The 19,148-nt window shown below is 55.6% G+C and carries 15 protein-coding genes; 3 read left to right on the forward strand and 12 right to left on the reverse strand.

Going from position 1 to position 19,148, the window contains the following annotated elements:
• Positions 1-29: 29 nt before the first annotated feature.
• The 11 genes from lipA to tpiA form a co-directional block, all read right to left on the reverse strand.
• On the reverse strand, positions 30-1,022 hold the full coding sequence (gene lipA / locus ACXAIA_RS08440; RefSeq protein WP_475348945.1) for a lipoyl synthase: 993 nt from the start codon (positions 1,020-1,022) through the stop codon (positions 30-32).
• 118 nt (positions 1,023-1,140) lie between these two features.
• Positions 1,141-2,538, reverse strand: coding sequence for a dihydrolipoyl dehydrogenase (gene lpdA / locus ACXAIA_RS08445; RefSeq protein ID WP_475348946.1), 1,398 nt, complete (start codon positions 2,536-2,538; stop codon positions 1,141-1,143).
• Positions 2,539-2,634: 96 nt separating this feature from the next.
• Positions 2,635-3,966, reverse strand: a complete 1,332-nt coding sequence (locus ACXAIA_RS08450) for a pyruvate dehydrogenase complex dihydrolipoamide acetyltransferase (RefSeq protein WP_475348947.1) — start codon at positions 3,964-3,966, stop codon at positions 2,635-2,637.
• 64 nt (positions 3,967-4,030) lie between these two features.
• The gene (locus ACXAIA_RS08455; RefSeq protein ID WP_475348948.1) at positions 4,031-5,473 is read right to left on the reverse strand and encodes a pyruvate dehydrogenase complex E1 component subunit beta; all 1,443 of its coding nucleotides are present in this window, start codon (positions 5,471-5,473) and stop codon (positions 4,031-4,033) included.
• A gap of 53 nt (positions 5,474-5,526) precedes the next feature.
• Positions 5,527-6,537 carry a pyruvate dehydrogenase (acetyl-transferring) E1 component subunit alpha gene (pdhA, locus tag ACXAIA_RS08460; protein WP_475345874.1) on the reverse strand — a complete coding sequence of 337 codons (1,011 nt, stop codon included), beginning with the start codon at positions 6,535-6,537 and terminating at the stop codon, positions 5,527-5,529.
• Positions 6,538-7,148: 611 nt separating this feature from the next.
• Positions 7,149-7,511 carry an FtsB family cell division protein gene (locus ACXAIA_RS08465; protein WP_475345873.1) on the reverse strand — a complete coding sequence of 121 codons (363 nt, stop codon included), beginning with the start codon at positions 7,509-7,511 and terminating at the stop codon, positions 7,149-7,151.
• Positions 7,512-7,833: 322 nt separating this feature from the next.
• Complete coding sequence (eno, locus tag ACXAIA_RS08470; protein WP_475348949.1) at positions 7,834-9,105, reverse strand: phosphopyruvate hydratase; 1,272 nt, start codon at positions 9,103-9,105, stop codon at positions 7,834-7,836.
• A gap of 104 nt (positions 9,106-9,209) precedes the next feature.
• Complete coding sequence (kdsA, locus tag ACXAIA_RS08475) at positions 9,210-10,067, reverse strand: 3-deoxy-8-phosphooctulonate synthase (protein WP_475348950.1); 858 nt, start codon at positions 10,065-10,067, stop codon at positions 9,210-9,212.
• A gap of 58 nt (positions 10,068-10,125) precedes the next feature.
• Positions 10,126-11,754, reverse strand: coding sequence for a CTP synthase (locus ACXAIA_RS08480; protein WP_475345870.1), 1,629 nt, complete (start codon positions 11,752-11,754; stop codon positions 10,126-10,128).
• 115 nt (positions 11,755-11,869) lie between these two features.
• The gene (secG, locus tag ACXAIA_RS08485; protein ID WP_008891176.1) at positions 11,870-12,211 is read right to left on the reverse strand and encodes a preprotein translocase subunit SecG; all 342 of its coding nucleotides are present in this window, start codon (positions 12,209-12,211) and stop codon (positions 11,870-11,872) included.
• Positions 12,212-12,345: 134 nt separating this feature from the next.
• The gene (gene tpiA / locus ACXAIA_RS08490; protein ID WP_475348951.1) at positions 12,346-13,101 is read right to left on the reverse strand and encodes a triose-phosphate isomerase; all 756 of its coding nucleotides are present in this window, start codon (positions 13,099-13,101) and stop codon (positions 12,346-12,348) included.
• Between the two features lie 341 nt (positions 13,102-13,442).
• On the opposite strand from tpiA, the gene ACXAIA_RS08495 reads away from it, so the two are divergent.
• Complete coding sequence (locus tag ACXAIA_RS08495; RefSeq protein ID WP_475348952.1) at positions 13,443-15,335, forward strand: SurA N-terminal domain-containing protein; 1,893 nt, start codon at positions 13,443-13,445, stop codon at positions 15,333-15,335.
• 77 nt (positions 15,336-15,412) lie between these two features.
• On the forward strand, positions 15,413-16,912 hold the full coding sequence (gene trpE, locus ACXAIA_RS08500) for an anthranilate synthase component I (RefSeq protein ID WP_475348953.1): 1,500 nt from the start codon (positions 15,413-15,415) through the stop codon (positions 16,910-16,912).
• Positions 16,913-17,043: 131 nt separating this feature from the next.
• On the opposite strand, the gene ACXAIA_RS08505 is transcribed toward trpE, so the two are convergent.
• On the reverse strand, positions 17,044-18,276 hold the full coding sequence (locus ACXAIA_RS08505; protein ID WP_475348954.1) for a divergent polysaccharide deacetylase family protein: 1,233 nt from the start codon (positions 18,274-18,276) through the stop codon (positions 17,044-17,046).
• A 272-nt stretch (positions 18,277-18,548) separates the two neighbouring features.
• Here ACXAIA_RS08505 and ACXAIA_RS08510 point away from each other — a divergent pair, with 272 nt between their 5' ends.
• Positions 18,549-19,121 carry an anthranilate synthase component II gene (locus ACXAIA_RS08510; RefSeq protein WP_475348955.1) on the forward strand — a complete coding sequence of 191 codons (573 nt, stop codon included), beginning with the start codon at positions 18,549-18,551 and terminating at the stop codon, positions 19,119-19,121.
• The last annotated feature ends 27 nt before the right edge of the window (positions 19,122-19,148 follow it).

A 19,148-nucleotide genomic window follows, 5' to 3' on the forward strand; every position in this document is an offset into this window, starting at 1 on the left:
CGTGGTCTGCGGTAAAACGGGTTAAAGGATTACTGTGCCGCGGTCACGGCCTGTTTGGCTTTGGCGGCCTCGGCTGCGGCCAGCTTCTTCTCGCGCGCTTCACGCAGCTGCTCGAAGTCACGGTCTGCATGGTAGCTCGACCGCGTCAGCGGCGTTGCCGATACCATCAAGAAGCCCTTGCCACGCGCCATCGATGCATAATCGTTAAATTCATCCGGCGTGACAAACTTGTGCACCGGCTCGTGCTTAAGGGTCGGCTGTAGATACTGGCCAATCGTCAGGAAATCGACATCTGCCACACGCAGATCATCCATCACCTGCGCCAATTCCTTGCGCTCTTCACCCAGACCAACCATCAGGCCGGATTTGGTAAAGATCGTCGGATCAATCTGTTTGACACGGTCCAGAATGCGCAGCGACTGGTAATAGCGCGCGCCCGGACGGATATTGGTGTAAAGCCGCGGAACCGTTTCGAGGTTATGGTTGAACACGTCCGGACGGGCCTTGGCCACAATCTCAACCGCACCGGGCTTGTCACGGAAGTCCGGGGTCAGGATTTCAATCGTGGTTTCTGGTGACTTGTGACGGATCGCTTCAATCACGCGGGCAAAATGCGCTGCCCCGCCATCGGCCAGATCATCACGGTCAACAGACGTGATCACAACATGCTTGAGCTGCATGTCGGCAACCGCCATCGCCAGATTTTCCGGCTCGAACGGATCGAGCGCATTTGGCATGCCCGTTTTGACGTTGCAGAACGAACAGGCCCGCGTGCAGGTGTCGCCCATGATCATGAAGGATGCGTGTTTTTTCTGCCAGCATTCGCCGATATTCGGGCATGCGGCCTCTTCACACACGGTATGAAGGTTCAGGCCTCGCGCAAGCTCGCGGGTTTCCTGATAGCCCTTGGAGGTCGGAGCCTTGACCCTGATCCAGGACGGTTTGCGCCCCGATGGGCGGTCTGGCCGTTTCTGTTTTTCCGGGTGACGAACGGGTTTCTGTTCGCTGGGCGCCGTCGACATAGAGTTACCTCCGAAGGATTGGACGGGCGGCAATTTGCCGCCACGTCGCGCATTTGTCAAACCGACATTCGTTTTAAACGGTCATACCGGGCATGTGTTCCCGGTACAACCCGATGTTTTAGAAGTGGATCGCACGGCCATAGGCGTCAAGGACCGACTCATGCATCATTTCCGAAAGCGTCGGATGCGGGAAGACCGTATGCATCAGATCTTCCTCGGTCGTTTCCAGACCCATCGCAACCACAAAGCCCTGGATCAGCTCGGTCACTTCGGCACCGACCATGTGCGCACCAAGCAATTCACCGGTCTTGGCGTCAAACACCGTTTTGACCAGACCTTCGGCCTCGCCAAGCGCAACCGCCTTGCCATTGCCGATGAACGGAAACTTGCCGACCTTGACCTCATAGCCAGCCTCTTTGGCTTTGGCCTCGGTCAGGCCAACACTTGCGACCTGCGGATGGCAATAGGTGCAACCCGGGATCTTGCGCGGATCAATCGGATGCACGCCTTTGACACCGGCGATCTTTTCAATGCAGATCACGCCTTCATGTTCTGCCTTGTGTGCCAGCATCGGCGGGCCTGCAACGTCACCAATGGCATAGATGCCCGGTTCTGCAGTTGCCGAATACTCGTCCGTACCGATCACATTGCGATCAACCTTGACCTTGGTGGTTTCAAGACCAAGACCCTCGGTATTGCCAATGACGCCAACTGCGGAAATCACGCGATCCACGGTGAGTTCCTGTTTCTTGCCGTCCTTGGTTTCAACCGTGACAACGACGTTATCTGCGTTGCGCTTGAGATTGGCGACCTTGGCTTCGGTCAGGATATTCATCCCGTCCTTGCTCATCATCTTCTGTGCAAGACCGGCAACTTCCTTGTCCTCGACCGGCATGATCTGCGGCATGATCTCAACCACGGTCACATCCGCACCCATGGTGTGATAGAAGCTGGCAAATTCGATCCCGATCGCGCCGGAACCGACCACAACAAGGCTTTTGGGCATTTTGTCAGGCGTCATAGCCTTTTTGTAATCCCAGACAACCTTGCCATCGGCCTCAAGACCCGGCAGCGCACGCGCACGGGCACCGGTCGCGATGATGTAATTCTTGGCGGTATAGGTGCCTTTGTCCTTGCCTTCGACCACGATCTTTTTCGGGCCGTCGAACTTGGCTTCACCATTGATCACGGTGACCTTGTTCTTTTTCAGCAAATGGCCAACACCACCGGCAAGCTGCTTGGACACACCGCGCGACCGCTGGATCACGGCATCAAGATCAAAGGCCGGCTTTTCACATGAAAGGCCATATTCCTTTGCGTGATGCATGTTGCGATAAACTTCTGCCGAACGCAGCAGCGCCTTGGTCGGGATACAACCCCAGTTCAGGCAAATACCGCCAACATGTTCACGTTCAACAACAGCCGTTTTCAGGCCAAGCTGGGCCGCACGGATTGCGGTTACATAACCACCCGGGCCAGCACCAATCACGATTACGTCGAAATTGCTATCCGCCATCGTAGGATCTCCTTCGCCTGCCCTTTAACGGTTACAGGTCTTTAAATTCAAATGCTTGCGGGGACTTATTAAAGTCCCCGCGCAACTTTGGACCCCTCAGAGCAGCATGCTCAGCGGATCTTCAATAAGCTTTTTGAATTCGGCCATGAACTCTGCACCGACCGCGCCATCAACCGCACGGTGGTCAACAGAAAGGGTACAGGTCATAACCGTTGCGATTGCCAGCGCGCCGTCCTTGACGACCGGGCGCTGTTCACCCGCACCAACGGCCAGAATGCAGCCCTGCGGCGGGTTGATAATCGCGGAGAAGTCCTTGATGCCAAACATGCCAAGGTTGGACACAGAGAACGTGCCACCCTGATAATCTTCCGGCATCAGTTTGCCGTCACGTGCCTTGCCAGCCAGGGCTTTCATCTCGCCCGAGATTTCAGCAAGGCCTTTCGAACCGGCATCACGGACCACTGGTGTGATCAGGCCGCCTTCGATTGCAACCGCCACCGAAATGTCCTGCTGCTTGCACTGCAGGGTGGCCTTGTCGGTCCAGATGGAGTTCGCCGCCGGAACCTTTTTGAGCGCCAGCGAAACCGCACGGATGATGAAATCGTTTACCGAAATCTTGACACCATCGCCCGCCTTTTCATTCAGCTGCTTGCGGGTTGCCAACAGATTGTCGAGTTCGCAATCCACCGTCAGATAGAAATGCGGAACCTGCTGTTTGGACTCGGTCAGGCGACGCGCAATGGTTTTGCGCATGCCGCTGTTTGGAATTTCTTCGTATTCCGGAAGACCGGTAAGATCCGGGTTCCAGGCAGATGCAGCCGGTGCAGCGGCTGCTGGTGCGGCATCCGATTTCTTGTCTTCGGACGCGGCGGCTTTTTCGGCCGGTTTGGACGAAAGTGCTGCTTCAACGTCACGCTTGACGATACGACCGCGCGGGCCCGAACCGGATACACCGGAAAGCTCGACACCTTCGTTCGCAGCAATACGACGCGCAAGCGGGCTTGCCTTGATCCGCTCGCCACCGGAAACCGGTGCGGCCGGGGCCGGCTTGTCACCACCCGATGCGGCTGGTTTATCAGCTGCCGGTGCTTTTTCCTCTTTGGCATCGCTTTCGGCCGGTGCGCTTTCGCCGCCACCCGTGCTTGCCGCCGAGGTATCCGCCCCCTCAAGGGCGCTTTCATCTTCGTCTTCTTCCAAAAGCAATGCGATGACTTCGTTCACCGCAACATTTTCGCTGCCTTCGGAAATAAGGATTTTACCGATTTTGCCTTCGTCGACGGCTTCGACTTCCATCGTGGCTTTGTCGGTTTCGATTTCGGCGATGACGTCACCCGATTCAACGGTGTCGCCTTCCTTGACGTGCCATTTCGCCAAGGTGCCTTCGGTCATGGTCGGCGACAGGGCCGGCATCAATACTTTTACAGGCATGAACGCAATCTCCCGGTAACGGGGCGGCGCGGCTTGACCCGCAACCTGCCCCTGTCCGTCTTACTTAGCGATAGCAAACGGCCTTGGCCGCGGCGACGATGTGGCTGTCCTGAGCAAGCGCAAGCTTTTCCAGGTTGGCAGCATACGGCATCGGAACGTCTTCGCCGGTCACGCGGGCAACCGGTGCATCGAGGTAGTCAAATGCATGTTCCATCGCAACAGACGCGATTTCCGCACCAATACCCGAGAAGTGCCAGCCTTCCTCGACCGTCACCAGTCGGTTGGTCTTCATGACCGAACGCACGATGGTGTTCACATCCAGCGGACGGATGGTGCGCAGGTTGATGACCTCGGCCGAGATACCCTGCTCTGCCAGCTGTTCAGCCGCTTTCAGCGCCTTGCCCACCATGATCGAGAAAGCCACGATGGTGACATCGGTCCCTTCGCGTTCGATCTTGGCCTGACCGATCGGCAGGACGAAATCATCATCATCAGGCACTTCAAAGCTCTGACCGTACATGATTTCGTTTTCAAGGAAGACAATCGGGTTCGGATCGCGGATCGCAGCCTTAAGCAGGCCTTTGGCGTCTGCTGCCGACCACGGTGCAACCACCTTCAGACCCGGGCAATGTGCATACCAGGATGCATAGCACTGCGAGTGCTGGGCACCAACGCGCGACGCGGCACCGTTCGGGCCACGGAACACGATCGGGCAGCCAAGTTGGCCACCGGACATGTAAAGCGTCTTCGCAGCAGAGTTGATGATCTGGTCGATCGCCTGCATTGCAAAGTTAAAGGTCATGAATTCCAGAACCGGCTTCAGGCCCATAAAGGCCGAACCGGTTGCAAGGCCGGTGAAGCCATGCTCGGTGATCGGGGTGTCGATCACGCGCTTGTCACCGAATTCATCCAAAAGCCCCTGGGTAACCTTGTAGGCACCCTCATACTGCGCAACTTCTTCGCCCATGACGAACACGTTCTCGTCGGTGCGCATTTCTTCGGCCATGGCATCACGCAGGGCTTCACGCACGGTCTGGGTTTTAAAGCTGGTATAGATCTTTTCGTCCTGGGTGCTGTTCATCACGCTCATTGCGCGTGGCTCAGCTTCGGAGCGTTCAATCGCGCCACTGGCCGAAACCGGTGCAGCGCCCGACGACGCAGCAGCCGGGGCTTCTTCAGAAGAAGACTCTTCTTCCTTGGCCGGTGCGGCATCTGCTTTTGGTGCAGACGATGCAGACACGTTATCAAGTGCAGACGCGTCTTCGTCTTCTTCGAGGATATAGGCAATCACCTGATTGACCGCGACATTCTCGGTACCGGCATCAATGACAAGTTTACCAATGGTACCCTCGTCAACGGCCTCGACTTCCATCGTGGCTTTGTCGGTTTCGATTTCTGCGATCACGTCACCGGATGCGACAGTGTCGCCTTCCTTGACGTTCCATTTGGCAAGTGTGCCTTCGGTCATGGTCGGCGACAGGGCCGGCATCAAAACTTCAATCGGCATTGTTCCCTCTCTCCCGGGAAATATCGTTCAAAAGCGGTTCGCAGTCTTTGCGATCACGCGTCGATCAGAATGTCGGTAAACAGTTCGGAAACATCCGGCTCCGGGCTGTTTTGCGCGAACTCGGCCGCTTTTGCGACTTCGGCCTTAACTTCCTTGTCGATGTCTTTCAGACCGGCTTCATCAAGGATGTTGCCATCGATCAGGAGCTTTTTGACCATATCGATCGGATCGTGCTCTTTACGCATTTTGTCGAGCTCGTCCTTGGTCCGGTATTTCGCCGGGTCGGACATGGAATGCCCGCGATAACGATAGGTTTTGAGTTCCAAAATGTAAGGCCCCTTGCCCGAACGGCAGTGTTCCACAGCACGTTCACCAGCGGCTTTCACCGCCAGAACATCCATGCCGTCAACCTGCTCACCCGGGATGCCATAGGCCTTGCCGCGTTCATACAGGTCCGGGCTGGACGAGTGACGCTGGGTCGAGGTGCCCATCGCATACTGGTTGTTCTCGATGCAGTAAATTACCGGCAGTTCCCAAAGGGCTGCCATGTTAAAGGACTCATAGACCTGACCCTGGTTGACGGCACCGTCACCAAGATAGGTCATGCAGACCTTGTTCTCACCGCGATATTTGTAATTGAAGGCAATACCGGTTCCGAGCGGAACCTGCGCGCCCACGATGCCGTGTCCACCATAGAAGTTCTTTTCCTTGGAGAACATATGCATCGAGCCGCCTTTACCGCGGGAATACCCGCCTTCGCGGCCCGTCAATTCGGCCATGACACCGGCTGAATCCATACCCGTTGCAAGCATGTGGCCATGATCACGATAGCTGGTGATAACACCGTCTTCGTCCGATGCGGCGGCCTGCATGCCGACAACAACGGCTTCCTGCCCGATATAAAGGTGGCAGAAACCACCGATGAGACCCATGCCATACAGCTGACCGGCTTTTTCTTCAAAGCGGCGGATCAGCAGCATTTCACGGTAATATTTGAGGAGATCGTCACTGCTCGCCTGGTTGTCGGCGCGCGTCGTGGCGCGTTTGCGTTTTGTGGTCGCCATGTTTCCTCCCGGTGGATGGCTATCGCTTAAGCATCATGTATGAGCGCTTAATTCGGTACTGGACCACCGAAATGACTACCGAAAACAGACCTCAAGGGCAAGCAATCTCACCGCGTTTAAACCGTTGTTTTGCAACGCACAATCACAAATAAACTGTAATTTGGTTAATCTATGAGTTTACGTGTTTTTGCAGAGATGCTGGTTTTTCAGCAACTTGAGGCACTGCCTTAAAACTCGTTCATTCCCCTGCGTCACAAATGCTATGCTTTCTCGAGGATAATTTCGCATAGCAGCGCACAACGGAAAACAACCGGAAGAATGCATTAAATATCAAAGACCTCTACCAGATCAGATCAAAATGGCGTTTAAACCATAACTCAGTTTAAACAACTACTTACCCGTTTGCGAGCATTCCTGAACGCATTTCACAACCGGTAATTTCTGTCTCACCGAGCGATATAGGCCCATCAAAACGGATTTTTTCGTGCCAAAAGCCACACTTGGTCAAAAATGGATTCTTTCCGGACGGTGCGCGCAACAAGATCAGGAGAATTCAACAGGGATCAGTGGTGATCAGCGGAGGCCAGACAGTACAGTGCCCTGCCCGACGTTTAGTTCGCCCCGGCGGCAACCGTCGTAATATCGGCGACGTCGCTATATCCATCGTGATGGAAAATGATCACGTCATCTGGATGGGCGGCATTGAGCATTGCCCGCGCGCGCTCATCAAGCAGGTCGGGATCAAGGTGCTTTGCGCGTAGCGAAATCACATGCTGCTCAAGCGACTTGCGCTCCTCGGTGGTTTCTTCGAGCACGCGGGCAATCTCGCTCACCCGGTCCTGCATCGACCAATAGGTCAGCAGACCGCGCTCCCCTTCCACGCTATGGAAGATGAAATACGCCATCACTGTAAATGCGATTACCGGTGCGACAGCCTGTTTCAGGCGACGAAAAACCGGCGAATTGGACGCCATTTACCCTATGCCCCTTGCACGCTAACGCGACTTGGAAACAAAACACACCATTCCGGGTTCACAACGTAAAAACAACATGCGTTATTTCGCTTGCCTGACAGTGACTTACCATCAAACAAGGCTACAAACCCGGTAACATTACACCTAACCTTGCGCATAAGCGGGTAAAAATAGAGTTAAGCGACCAGCGCAAACCAATGCGATTACGCTCAATCCGCTAATCCTGATATTCGAATTTACTGCCCTGTTCCGGAAGCAAACAGGCCGCTTTCCCATCGGAAAGCGGCCTGTTAGTACATCTGAAATGTCGTGCAGCGTGGTATTACTTCAGGATCGAACGACCCGGGAAGTGTGCACCGGCATCAAGAAGTTCCTCGATGCGGATCAGCTGGTTGTATTTTGCCATACGGTCAGAACGCGACAGCGAGCCGGTTTTGATCTGACCGCAATTGGTGGCAACTGCAAGATCGGCAATGGTCGAATCTTCGGTTTCGCCCGAACGGTGCGACATCACCGCGGTGTAACCGGCACGGTGGGCCATCTCGACCGCTTCAAGGGTTTCAGACAGCGTCCCGATCTGGTTGACCTTGACCAGGATCGAGTTGGCAACGCCCTTCTCGATACCGTCAGACAGACGCTTCGGGTTGGTGACAAACAGGTCATCACCGACCAGCTGGGTTTTGGCACCAATGGCAGAGGTCAGCTCTGCCCAGCCATCCCAATCGTCTTCGGCCATGCCGTCTTCAATGGAGAAGATCGGATATTTGCCGACAAGATCGGCCCAGTATTTGACCATCTCACTCGGATCAAGCGACTTGCCTTCACCAGACAGCACATATTTGCCGCCTTTGAAGAACTCGGTCGATGCTGCGTCAAGCGCCAGCACAACGTCTTCTTCCGGGCGATAGCCCGCCGCTTCGATCGATTTCATGACATAGCTGATCGCAGCTTCGGTCGAGGCGATGTTCGGCGCAAAGCCGCCCTCGTCACCAACGTTGGTGTTAAGGCCATCTGCCGACAAGGCTTTTTTCAGGTTGTGGAAGATTTCAGCGCCCATGCGGATCGCGTCCGAGCAGGTCTCGGCCGATACCGGCATGATCATGAATTCCTGAACGTCGATCGGATTGTCGGCATGCTCGCCGCCATTGATGATGTTCATCATCGGCACCGGAAGCGACCGGGCAAACGAACCACCAACATAACGATAAAGTGGCAGGCCCGCATCTTCGGCCGCAGCCTTGGCCGTTGCCAGCGATACGCCGAGAATGGCGTTTGCGCCGAGACGGCCTTTGTTTTCGGTGCCATCAAGCTCGATCATGGCACTGTCGATGGCAAGCTGGTCTTCGGCATCCATGCCGGCCAGTGCTTCAAAGATTTCACCATTCACGGATGCAACCGCCTTGGTGACACCCTTGCCAAGATAGCGGTCTTCCTTGTCACGCAGTTCGACGGCTTCGTGTGCACCGGTGGATGCGCCCGACGGAACGGCAGCACGACCAAAGGCGCCATTTTCCAGGGTGACATCAACCTCGACCGTCGGGTTACCACGGCTGTCAAGGATTTCGCGGCCGCGAATATCAATAATAGCGGTCATGACAGAAACGTTCTCCTCACTGGTAGGAACCATACCTGTTTATCAGGCATGCAGGTTACAGCAAAAAAGAATGCCGCCAATCCCTGACTGGCGGCATCTGATATTTACGCGTCAAACATATCCAGACGAACCGGATTGGCTTTTGCCACTTTGTCCAGTTCCATCAGAACCGAAAGAACTTCGGGAAGCTTGTTTAACGGGATCTGGTTCGGGCCATCGGAAATGGCCGTCGCCGGGTTATCGTGGGTTTCGATAAACAGTGCTGCGATACCAACCGAAACGGCCGCACGGGCCAGAACGGGTGCAAACTGGCGCTGGCCACCTGACGAGGTGCCCTGTCCGCCCGGCTGCTGAACCGAATGGGTGGCATCGAAGACAACCGGATAGCCCTGCTGGGCCATGGTGGGAAGTCCACGGAAGTCCGTGACAAGCGTGTTATAGCCAAAGCTGGTCCCACGGTCACAGAGCATGATGTTTTCATTGCCGGTCGCAGCCAGATTGTTGGCGACATTGGCCATGTCCCAAGGGGCCAGGAACTGGCCCTTTTTGACATTGACCACACGGCCCGTCTTGCCGGCTGCTTCAAGCAGATCGGTCTGACGGCACAGGAATGCCGGGATCTGCAGGATATCGGCAACTTCGCCAACAGCCGCGCACTGATCCGGCAGATGCACATCGGTTACGATCGGAAGCCCGGTAGTTTCCTTGACCTCGGCCAGGATATCAAGTCCTTCCTTGAGGCCGACACCGCGCTTGGACGTCGCACTGGTGCGGTTGGCCTTGTCAAACGAGCTCTTATACACAAGCCCGATGCCAAGCCCTTCGGACAGTTCCTTAAGGGCCGAAGACATTTCGAGCGCGTGCTGACGGCTTTCAATCGCGCACGGCCCCGCCAGAACGGCGAACGGCTTGTCATTGGCGATTTCGATATTGCCGACTTTGACAGTTTTAATTTCGGTCATTGCAAAGGCTTTCAGTCGATCACGTGTCTGTTGCTATCAAATAGTCCGACAGTCGCGATTACACCAGACGGCTGCGTTCTTTGGCGGCCTTGATATAGGAAACAAATAGCGGATGCGGATCAAGCGGACGCGAACGCAGTTCCGGGTGAAACTGAACGCCGATAAACCACGGATGATCCGGATATTCGACGATTTCCGGCAAACGACCATCCGGCGACAGGCCAGAGAATTTAAGACCTTTTTCCTCAAGCTGCGCCATGAAGTTGACGTTCACCTCATAACGATGGCGGTGACGTTCCAGAACGGTTTCGTTGCCATAAATGTCGCGCGCATGGGTGCCATCAACAAGTTTGCACTCATAGTTGCCCAGACGCATGGTACCGCCAAGGTCATCATCATCGGTACGACGTTCAACCGCACCACCATCCTTGGCCCATTCGGTCATAAGACCGACAAGCGGTGTCTTGGTCGGACCAAATTCGGACGAAGACGCATCCTTGATCCCGGCAAGGTTACGCGCGGCTTCAAGAACCGCCATCTGCATGCCAAAGCAAATCCCGAAATACGGCACCTTGTTTTCGCGGGCATAACGGGCGGCGGCAATCTTGCCTTCTGCGCCACGTTCGCCAAAACCGCCCGGCACCATGATCGCATCAAGCTTCGACAGGATTTCGTTGACGTTGCCGTCTTTTTCAAGCGCGTCAGACGCAATCCATTCAAGCTTCACACGCACCTTGTTGGCGATCCCGCCATGGGTCAGTGCTTCGGTCAGGGACTTATAGGCATCGGGAAGCTGGATATATTTGCCAACGATCCCGATGGTGACCTCACCTTCCGGATTGCGGATGGTGCTGCAAATATCTTCCCACGGCTGAAGGTCGGGTTCCTGCGCCTGCAGGCCAAAGTGATGCAGCACTTCGTTATCCAAGCCATACTGGTGGTAGCTGATCGGCACCTGATAGATGTTATCAACGTCATAAGCCGGAATAACCGCCGCTTCACGGACGTTACAGAAACGCGCAATCTTGCGGCGTTCATTGATCGGAATTTCACGATCACAACGGCACAGAAGAATGTCTGGCTGAATACCAACGCTCTGCAGTTCCTTGACGGAATGCTGGGTCGGCTTGGTCTTAAGTTCACCGGCCGAAGAAATATACGGCACAAGAGTCAGGTGCATGAACAACGCCCGGCCATCGCCAAGGTCGTTACCCATCTGACGGATCGCTTCAAGGAACGGCAGGCTTTCGATATCGCCAACCGTGCCGCCGATCTCAACCAGGACAAAGTCCTCGGTCGCGTCCGACATTACGAATTCCTTGATCGCATCGGTGATGTGCGGAATGACCTGCACCGTCCCGCCAAGGTAATCACCGCGACGTTCGCGTGCGATCACGTTGGAATAGATACGACCGGTGGTGACGTTATCGGAACGGCGCGAAGAAACGCCGGTGAAACGTTCATAGTGACCAAGATCAAGGTCGGTTTCCGCCCCGTCTTCGGTCACATAGCATTCGCCATGCTGGTACGGGCTCATGGTGCCCGGATCGACGTTGATATATGGATCAAGTTTACGCAGACGAACTGTAAAGCCGCGTGCCTGCAGGGACGCACCCAAAGCAGCGGAAGCCAGACCTTTGCCCAGCGAAGAAACAACGCCACCGGTAATAAAGATATAACGAGTCATTATCTTGGCCTCATCTCAAAGCACAAAGCCTCGGTTCAGTGCATCACGAACCGGGAAATACAACAATCAAAAATTGAGGCGGCAAGTTTGCCGCCTCATGTCGTCGGTTTATTTTTTATCGGGTCGGAGCCGCAGGCCCGGTATCCTCGGCGGGCTCAGTGACCGCCGGCGCCGGTTCCGGTGCCTGATCAAGGATCGAAGCCGGCTGGGTATGGGTGTTCGACTGAAGGGCAAGGATGATGCTGGTGATCATGAATGCGCCTGCCAGTATAGCAGTGGTACGGGTCAGCAGGTTCGCAGCGCCGCGTGAACTCATCACGCCGAAGCCGCCGCCTCCGCCGCCACCGCCGCTGTTACCGCCGATACCAAGCCCACCGCCCTCGCTGCGCTGCACGAGAATCACGGCGATCAGGCCGAGCGCAAGAAGAAGGTGGATTACCAGAATGACTGTTTGCATGGTGTCGAAACTCTTGTCCTAATCTACCGATCCAAACGCAATTGTGCCCGGATCGGGCATAAATTTGATGCGTATTTAACGCGTTTTATGGCTGTTGGCTAGACCATATTGAACAAAATCTGCAGCACTATCCGTTAGGCGCAGGATTCAATAATCTGCCAGAAATCTTCAACCTTCAGGCTCGCCCCGCCGACAAGCGCACCGTCGACATCTTCAACGCCCAGCAATTCCTTGGCATTGGACGGTTTGACCGAACCACCATACAGAATGCGGAACTCATTGCCATCCTCGAACCGTTTGACCAGTTCGGCACGGATCGCGGCATGAACCTCGGCAACTTCGGCAACACTTGCCGTACGGCCCGTACCAATCGCCCAGACCGGCTCATAGGCCACAACGGTGTTTTTCGCGGTTGCCCCCTCGGGAAGCGATACAGCCACCTGCCCGTTCACCACCGAAAGCGTCGCACCAAGATCACGTTCTTCTTCGGTTTCCCCCACACAGACAACCGCCGTCAAACCGGCATCATGGGCGGCAATCGCCTTTTTGCGGATATCGGTTGAGCTTTCAGCATGATCCGCGCGGCGCTCGGAATGGCCAACCAGAACATATTCCGCCCCGATATCAGCAAGCATCGCAGCCGCCACATCACCGGTATGCGCACCAGAAATCGCAGCGTGGCAATCTTGCCCGCCAACAGCAACGGCACTTCCGTGTGTGACGCCAACCACGTCCGAAAGAAGCGTCGCCGGCGGACAGACCAGAACATCACAACCAAGCGCCCCTTTTTCAGACGCCTTCGCCGCCAGGCTTGACGCCAGCGCAAGACCGTCTGCACGCAAACAGTTCATTTTCCAGTTTCCGGCAATCAGGGGACGGCGTTGGGTCATCGGGGGTACCTCGTGCTGATCAGGTTCATATTATGTCCGTGTATCAAGGCAATAACAACCCGTTTGCGGCCGTTACGATTTGTTACAGGACCTGTTTCGACGCGGGTTTTAGCATGCCATGCCAGCGGGGCCAAGTACCCGAAAACGCCTGATCGCTTATTTAGGATGTGATTGCAGTCATCTTCTATACAATCGCCTGTTGCCGCTGATAACACTCGCCATTAAGATGCGCGGCAAATTTGCTCGGCCCGTGTCATCTGAGGCGCTGTCCGGGCGATCAATAATGAAACGACGTCAAAGCCTGACTTTGGCGTCAAACCACGGATTGTTAGGCTTATCATATGCTTGCTGGCATTCGCACATTTTCGAAATCAATCTTCGCCAAGATTATCTTTGGCGTGATTGCACTGAGCTTCGTGATCTGGGGCCTGAACGCATCGATGCTTAATCTGGGCACCTCGCGTGAAGTTGCCGAAATCGGCAGCCAGAAGATCACCCCGGTCGAACTGGACCGCGCGTTTCAGCGCAGCGTTCAGAATATGCGAAACATGTTCGGACCGAACTTCAACCAGCAGCAGGCCGTCCAGATGGGCCTTCTGAACAATACGGTGCAGTCGCTCGTCTCGCAGAAGATCCTGCGTGAAGATGCCAAGAATATCGGCATCGGCATCAGCGACGAAAAAGTCCGCGATCAGATTTTCTCATCTGACAGCTTCAAGGACCCGGCCACTGGCCAGTTCAGCCGTGACCGCTTCATGCAGGCACTTTATCAGGCGGGCTACACCGAAAACGAATTCATCAATGGTGTCCGTGGCGACATGATGAGCCAGCAGGTTGTTGACAGCCTGACCAGCCCGGCAGCTGTGCCTGACATCATGGCACGCCAGATCGTTGCCTATCGCAATGAACAGCGCAGCGGTTCGTTCTTTGCACTGAATGCGGACGAGTTCGCCAACATTCCGGTCGCCGATGATGCAACCCTGCGTGCCTATCACGAAGACAACGCCGCACAGTTCACCGCACCGGAAAGCCGCGACGTGACCCTGGCAACGCTCAGCGCAGCCGATCTCATCCCGACCATCACCGTGACCGAGGATGAAATCGCCGAATCTTATGCCCAGCGCGAACCTGAATTCCAGACCCCGGAAAAACGTACGGTCGAACAGATCCTGTTTGCCCCGAACGAAGAACAGACCGCGCGTGACGCCTATAACCGCCTGACGGAAGGTGCTGACTTCATGGCCGTTGCCGAAGATGCCGGCATGGACGAAGCCATGGTCAAACTTGGCGAATTCACCGCCAATGACATCCTGCCGGATCTGAGCGAAGCCACCTTCGCCCTTGAAGAAGGTGGCATTTCCGAACCGGTTGAAACCGCCCTTGGCTGGCATATCATCCGCGTTCCGTCCGTCACCCCGGGCAGCACGCAAAGCCTTGATGAAGTCCGCGACATCATTGTTGATGGCCTCAAGCAGTTCAAAGCCGAAGACGCGATCTACGATCTTGCCGCCACCTTTGACGAGGAACTCGGTGCAGGCACCCCGATCGAAGATGCCGCACGTGACGTTGGTGCAAAAACCTACAAGCTTGACGGCGTTGTCCGTGGCGAAGGCCTTGCAGGTCAGAACGTTGACGGTGCAGAAGAAATCAACGCCAAGATCTTCGAGCTTGAAAACGGCGAGGAAAGCTTCCTCGAAGAAACCGCTTCGGGCACCCGTTATGTTGTCCGCGTTGAAAACGTAACGCCATCGGCCCTGCGTCCGTTCGAAGACGTCCGTGAAGACGTCGTCGCCGCCTGGACCGCCGAAGAACGTCAGCGCCTGATGATGGAAAAGGCCGAAGAACTGGCTGGCAACATCAACAATACCGGTGCTGACATCGCGACGCTTGCATCCGAAGACGCGACCACCGTTCGCGAAACCGGCATGACCCGCCGCACCGGCCAGGGCCTTGGCGATGATGTAAACCCGGCTGTTGCCGCAGCCCTCTTCACCCTTGAAGATGGCAAGGCCAAAGCCGTTCAGACCGGTGAAGACGTTCTTGTCGTCAAGCTTGATGACATCGAGGCCGCCGACATCAACACCGCAGACGCACGACCGGTAAATGACGAGCTCAAGGAAGCGCTTAACGAGGACATCCTTGCGCAGTATCTCAATTACCTGAACGAGGAAATCTCGGTCAGTGTGAATAACAGCGTGATCAACGAGCTTTATCAGCCAACCGCTGCAAACTGATCAGTCAACAAGGGCGACCGGAACACTCCGGTCGCCCTTTTTCTATCCTGATAACGCGCCCAACCATCGGACAGACCATGGAAATCAAACCGGATTTCACCAGTTTCAAGCATAACTACGACAACGGCATTTCGCAGGTTCTCTGGACCTCGCTGACCGCTGACCTTGATACACCGGTCTCGGCCTTTCTCAAGATCGCCGAAGGCATGCCAAACACCTATTTGCTTGAATCTGTTGAAGGCGGATCCGTCCGTGGGCGGTATTCCTTCCTGGGGCTCAAACCCGATCTGATCTGGCGCTGCTTTGGCAACAAGGCCGAACTCAATCGCCGGGCAATGGCCGATGCCGACGCCTTTGTGGCAGAGGATGACGCCCCGCTTGACAGCCTCAAGAAACTGATCGCCGAAAGCTACATCGAACTGCCTGACAACCTACCGCCGATGAGTGCCGGTCTGGTCGGCTATATGGGCTATGACACCGTCCGTCTGATGGAAAAGCTGCCCGACAGCAACAAGGATGAACTTGATGTGCCTGATGGCATTTTCATCCGCCCGACCGTGACCGCAAGTTTTGATACCATCGAAGACACGGTAACCGTCGTCACCCCGGTCCGCCCGGAAAACGGTATCTCGGCTGATGCGGCCTATGATCTGGCCTGCGCACGGCTCAATGACGTGGTCCAACAGTTCCAGCGTAACCTGTTTATCGACCGCCGCTCCAAATCCGTGCCCGACACCCTGCCCGCCCCAAAGGTCAGCGTGACCGAGGCCGGCTTCCACGACATGGTCGAAAAGGCCAAGGATTACATCCGCGCAGGCGACATCTTTCAGGTGGTCCTCTCACAGCGCTATACGCTGCCTTATCAGTTGCCGCCCTTTGCCTTTTACCGCGCCCTTCGCCGGATCAACCCGTCGCCCTTCATGTTCTATCTTGATATCGGCGGTTTTCAGGTCGTCGGCGCCAGCCCGGAAATCCTGGTGCGGTTGCGCGATGGCGAAGTCACCATTCGCCCGATTGCCGGCACCCGACGGCGCGGCAAGACGTCCGATGACGACAAAGTCATGGCGCAAGACCTGCTTGATGATCCCAAGGAACGCTCGGAACATCTGATGCTGCTTGATCTTGGCCGTAACGATGTCGGGCGCGTTTCCAAGCCGGGAACCGTGCGCGTCACCGACCGCGAACAGATCGAATACTACTCCCACGTCATGCATATCGTCTCAAACGTGGTCGGTCAGATTGACGAAACCAAATATGACGCCATGGACGCGCTCAAGGCCGGTTTCCCGGCCGGAACCGTTTCGGGCGCCCCCAAAGTCCGCGCCATGGAAATCATTGATGAACTGGAATCGGTCCGTCGTGGCATCTATGCCGGCTGTATCGGCTATATCTCGGCCGACGGTTCGATGGATACCTGCATCGCGCTGCGTACCGCCGTCATCAAGGACGAGAAAATCCACATTCAGGCAGGCGCAGGCGTCGTTGTCGATAGCAAACCGGAACTCGAGCACAAGGAATGCCAGAACAAGGCCGGCGCGCTCATGGCCGCCGCCCGCGAAGCCCATCGCTTCGCGTGACGGGAACAAACCATAACAAAGATGAAAACCGTCATTCCGGGCGAAGCGAAGCGTAGACCCGGAATCCAAACAGCGTTGCTACCGTTTTGGATTCCCACCTTCGTGGGAATGACGATTTGTTCAGGTTAAGCTTAGCCAGTCACACTCTGCATTGATCGGCGCAGAACATCTGTAATCGGGACCAGCTCGAACCCCTTGGCCTGAATTTCAGGAATCCATTTCGCAAGCGCGCCAAGCGTCCGATCGCGTGGATGTCCAATGGCGATGGCATATCCCTGTTTGCTGGCCACCCGTTCGATTTTATCAAGCATCTCAGCAATCTTGGCAGCATCGTCTGCATCATCGATAAACACATCACGCGTCAGAGCCGGAACACCAAAACGGCCCGCTGTGGAGTAGGCAACAGACTTTGCACTGGTGCGGGAATCGAGGAACATCAGTCCACGGGACTTCATGACTTCCATGACCATTTTCATATGGGCGGGGTCCGATGTAAACTTGCTGCCCATATGGTTGTTCACACCGACATAGCCATCGAACTGATCCAGCATCCAGTTCATTTCCGACAGAACCTTGTCACGACCATCGCTGACATACAGGGCATGTGGCCCCGGATCAACCGCACTGGAGGACGGCTCCATGGGCATATGCAGCATCACTTCATGTCCGGCCTTGCGCGCCGCATTGACCTGTGGCTGCAAGTTACGTGCATAAGGCAGATAGGAAATCGTGATCGGGCCTGGCAGCTCGACCGTGCGGGCAGTGCGCGGCTGATCAAGGCCGGCATCATCAATCACAATCGCAATTACCGGCTTGTCGCCGGTATCCTGTGTCAGGGCGGCATATTTTCGCCACGGCTGATCCATGGCGGCAACCGACGAACCTGGCACATCACTGCCACTGTCACCCGGAAGGATATCACCCCCTTGGGTAGGCTTGCGGGATGCAGGTGCCGGGACATAGTCCGTCAGGCCTGGTTCACCCTGCCCGATCTGTCCCTTTGATGCGCCGGCACCGTCATTCTCGCCAACGAGATATCCCGTGCGTCCGCGCTCGGAAACCGATGCGTTGTCTGACAGGGTGTAATCCTTGCGCAGCATCGGGGTCGGTTCGGGGTCAGCCAGCGCATAATTTGGTGCGCCCTGATCCGAAGCACGGCCAATTTCATCGGACGCGCGATCAAGTTCAAGCATGCTGCCGACCGCAATGATCGCCGATAACGTACCCGCAACAAAGGCCCCGCCCAGCATCAGGCGACCAATGCCACCCGTTTTCTTTTTCGGAGCGGTCTTTTTACGGTTGGATTTCTTGGGTGCCGCCTTTTTACGGCTGGCGGTCGTTGCCCGGGTTGCCCGGCGTGCCACGCTGTGGTCTCCAGTATTCGTTTGCTGGGATGCTCGTAGCGGCTGTTTCGTTGATTGAACAGCCCCTTCCCATATGGTGATTATACACCGATCCTGTCGGTGGTTCTTTTGATCTTTTTAAAACGGCTCTGGTTAGCGCACGGTTAAAGGATTACACCTCGCGTGATCAAAGACTCGCCAGAGGCTAAAAAAGCCTTGCTCTGCTTCTGCTTGACGTAAATACAATGGCGTTTATTCTCTGCCGACCTTAATGTGCGTGAGCCTGCTTTTTTATGTATCTCCTCATCGATAATTACGACAGTTTCACATTCAATCTGTGGCACTATCTGCGCGAACTCGGCCCCGAGGTCGAAGTGCGCCGCAATGATGAGGTCAGCGTTGAAGAAGCGCTCGCACTTAACCCCGAAGGCATTGTGATTTCGCCGGGTCCCTGTGACCCGGAACGGGCCGGTATTTGCCTTGATCTGATCAAGGCGGCGGCTGGCAAGGTCAAGTTGCTTGGTGTGTGTCTTGGTCATCAATCGATTGGCCAGGCATTTGGCGGCAAGGTCATCCGCGCCCCCGAATGCATGCATGGCAAGACCGATGCGATGACCCATTCCGGACAAAGCGTCTTTGCAAGCCTTCCCAGCCCGTTTGAAGCCACCCGTTATCATTCATTGGTGATTGAACGCGAAACTTTGCCCGACAGCCTTGAAATCACCGCCCAAAGCGGAGATGGTCTGATTATGGGCGTGCGTCACAAAACCCATCAGATTCATGGTGTTCAGTTCCATCCCGAAAGCATCGCTTCGGAACATGGACACGCCCTATTGAAGAATTTTATCGACTATACCAGTGCCTGACCGATAGTGCCCAACACGCACTGGACC

It is taken from the genome of Thalassospira sp. ABL2_045, assembly GCF_056161285.1.

Bases quoted from the DNA above. Each gene is read 5' to 3' on its own strand.
- tpiA (WP_475348951.1), bottom strand. From the start codon at position 13,101: ATGACCCAACGCCGTCCCCTGATTGCCGGAAACTGGAAAATGAACTGT.
- pdhA (WP_475345874.1), bottom strand. From the start codon at position 6,537: ATGGCGACCACAAAACGCAAACGCGCCACGACGCGCGCCGACAACCAG.
- ACXAIA_RS08455 (WP_475348948.1), bottom strand. From the start codon at position 5,473: ATGCCGATTGAAGTTTTGATGCCGGCCCTGTCGCCGACCATGACCGAA.
- ACXAIA_RS08465 (WP_475345873.1), bottom strand. From the start codon at position 7,511: ATGGCGTCCAATTCGCCGGTTTTTCGTCGCCTGAAACAGGCTGTCGCA.
- ACXAIA_RS08510 (WP_475348955.1), top strand. From the start codon at position 18,549: ATGTATCTCCTCATCGATAATTACGACAGTTTCACATTCAATCTGTGG.
- secG (WP_008891176.1), bottom strand. From the start codon at position 12,211: ATGCAAACAGTCATTCTGGTAATCCACCTTCTTCTTGCGCTCGGCCTG.
- ACXAIA_RS08480 (WP_475345870.1), bottom strand. From the start codon at position 11,754: ATGACTCGTTATATCTTTATTACCGGTGGCGTTGTTTCTTCGCTGGGC.
- lpdA (WP_475348946.1), bottom strand. From the start codon at position 2,538: ATGGCGGATAGCAATTTCGACGTAATCGTGATTGGTGCTGGCCCGGGT.
- ACXAIA_RS08450 (WP_475348947.1), bottom strand. From the start codon at position 3,966: ATGCCTGTAAAAGTATTGATGCCGGCCCTGTCGCCGACCATGACCGAA.
- trpE (WP_475348953.1), top strand. From the start codon at position 15,413: ATGGAAATCAAACCGGATTTCACCAGTTTCAAGCATAACTACGACAAC.
- kdsA (WP_475348950.1), bottom strand. From the start codon at position 10,067: ATGACCGAAATTAAAACTGTCAAAGTCGGCAATATCGAAATCGCCAAT.
- lipA (WP_475348945.1), bottom strand. From the start codon at position 1,022: ATGTCGACGGCGCCCAGCGAACAGAAACCCGTTCGTCACCCGGAAAAA.
- ACXAIA_RS08495 (WP_475348952.1), top strand. From the start codon at position 13,443: ATGCTTGCTGGCATTCGCACATTTTCGAAATCAATCTTCGCCAAGATT.
- eno (WP_475348949.1), bottom strand. From the start codon at position 9,105: ATGACCGCTATTATTGATATTCGCGGCCGCGAAATCCTTGACAGCCGT.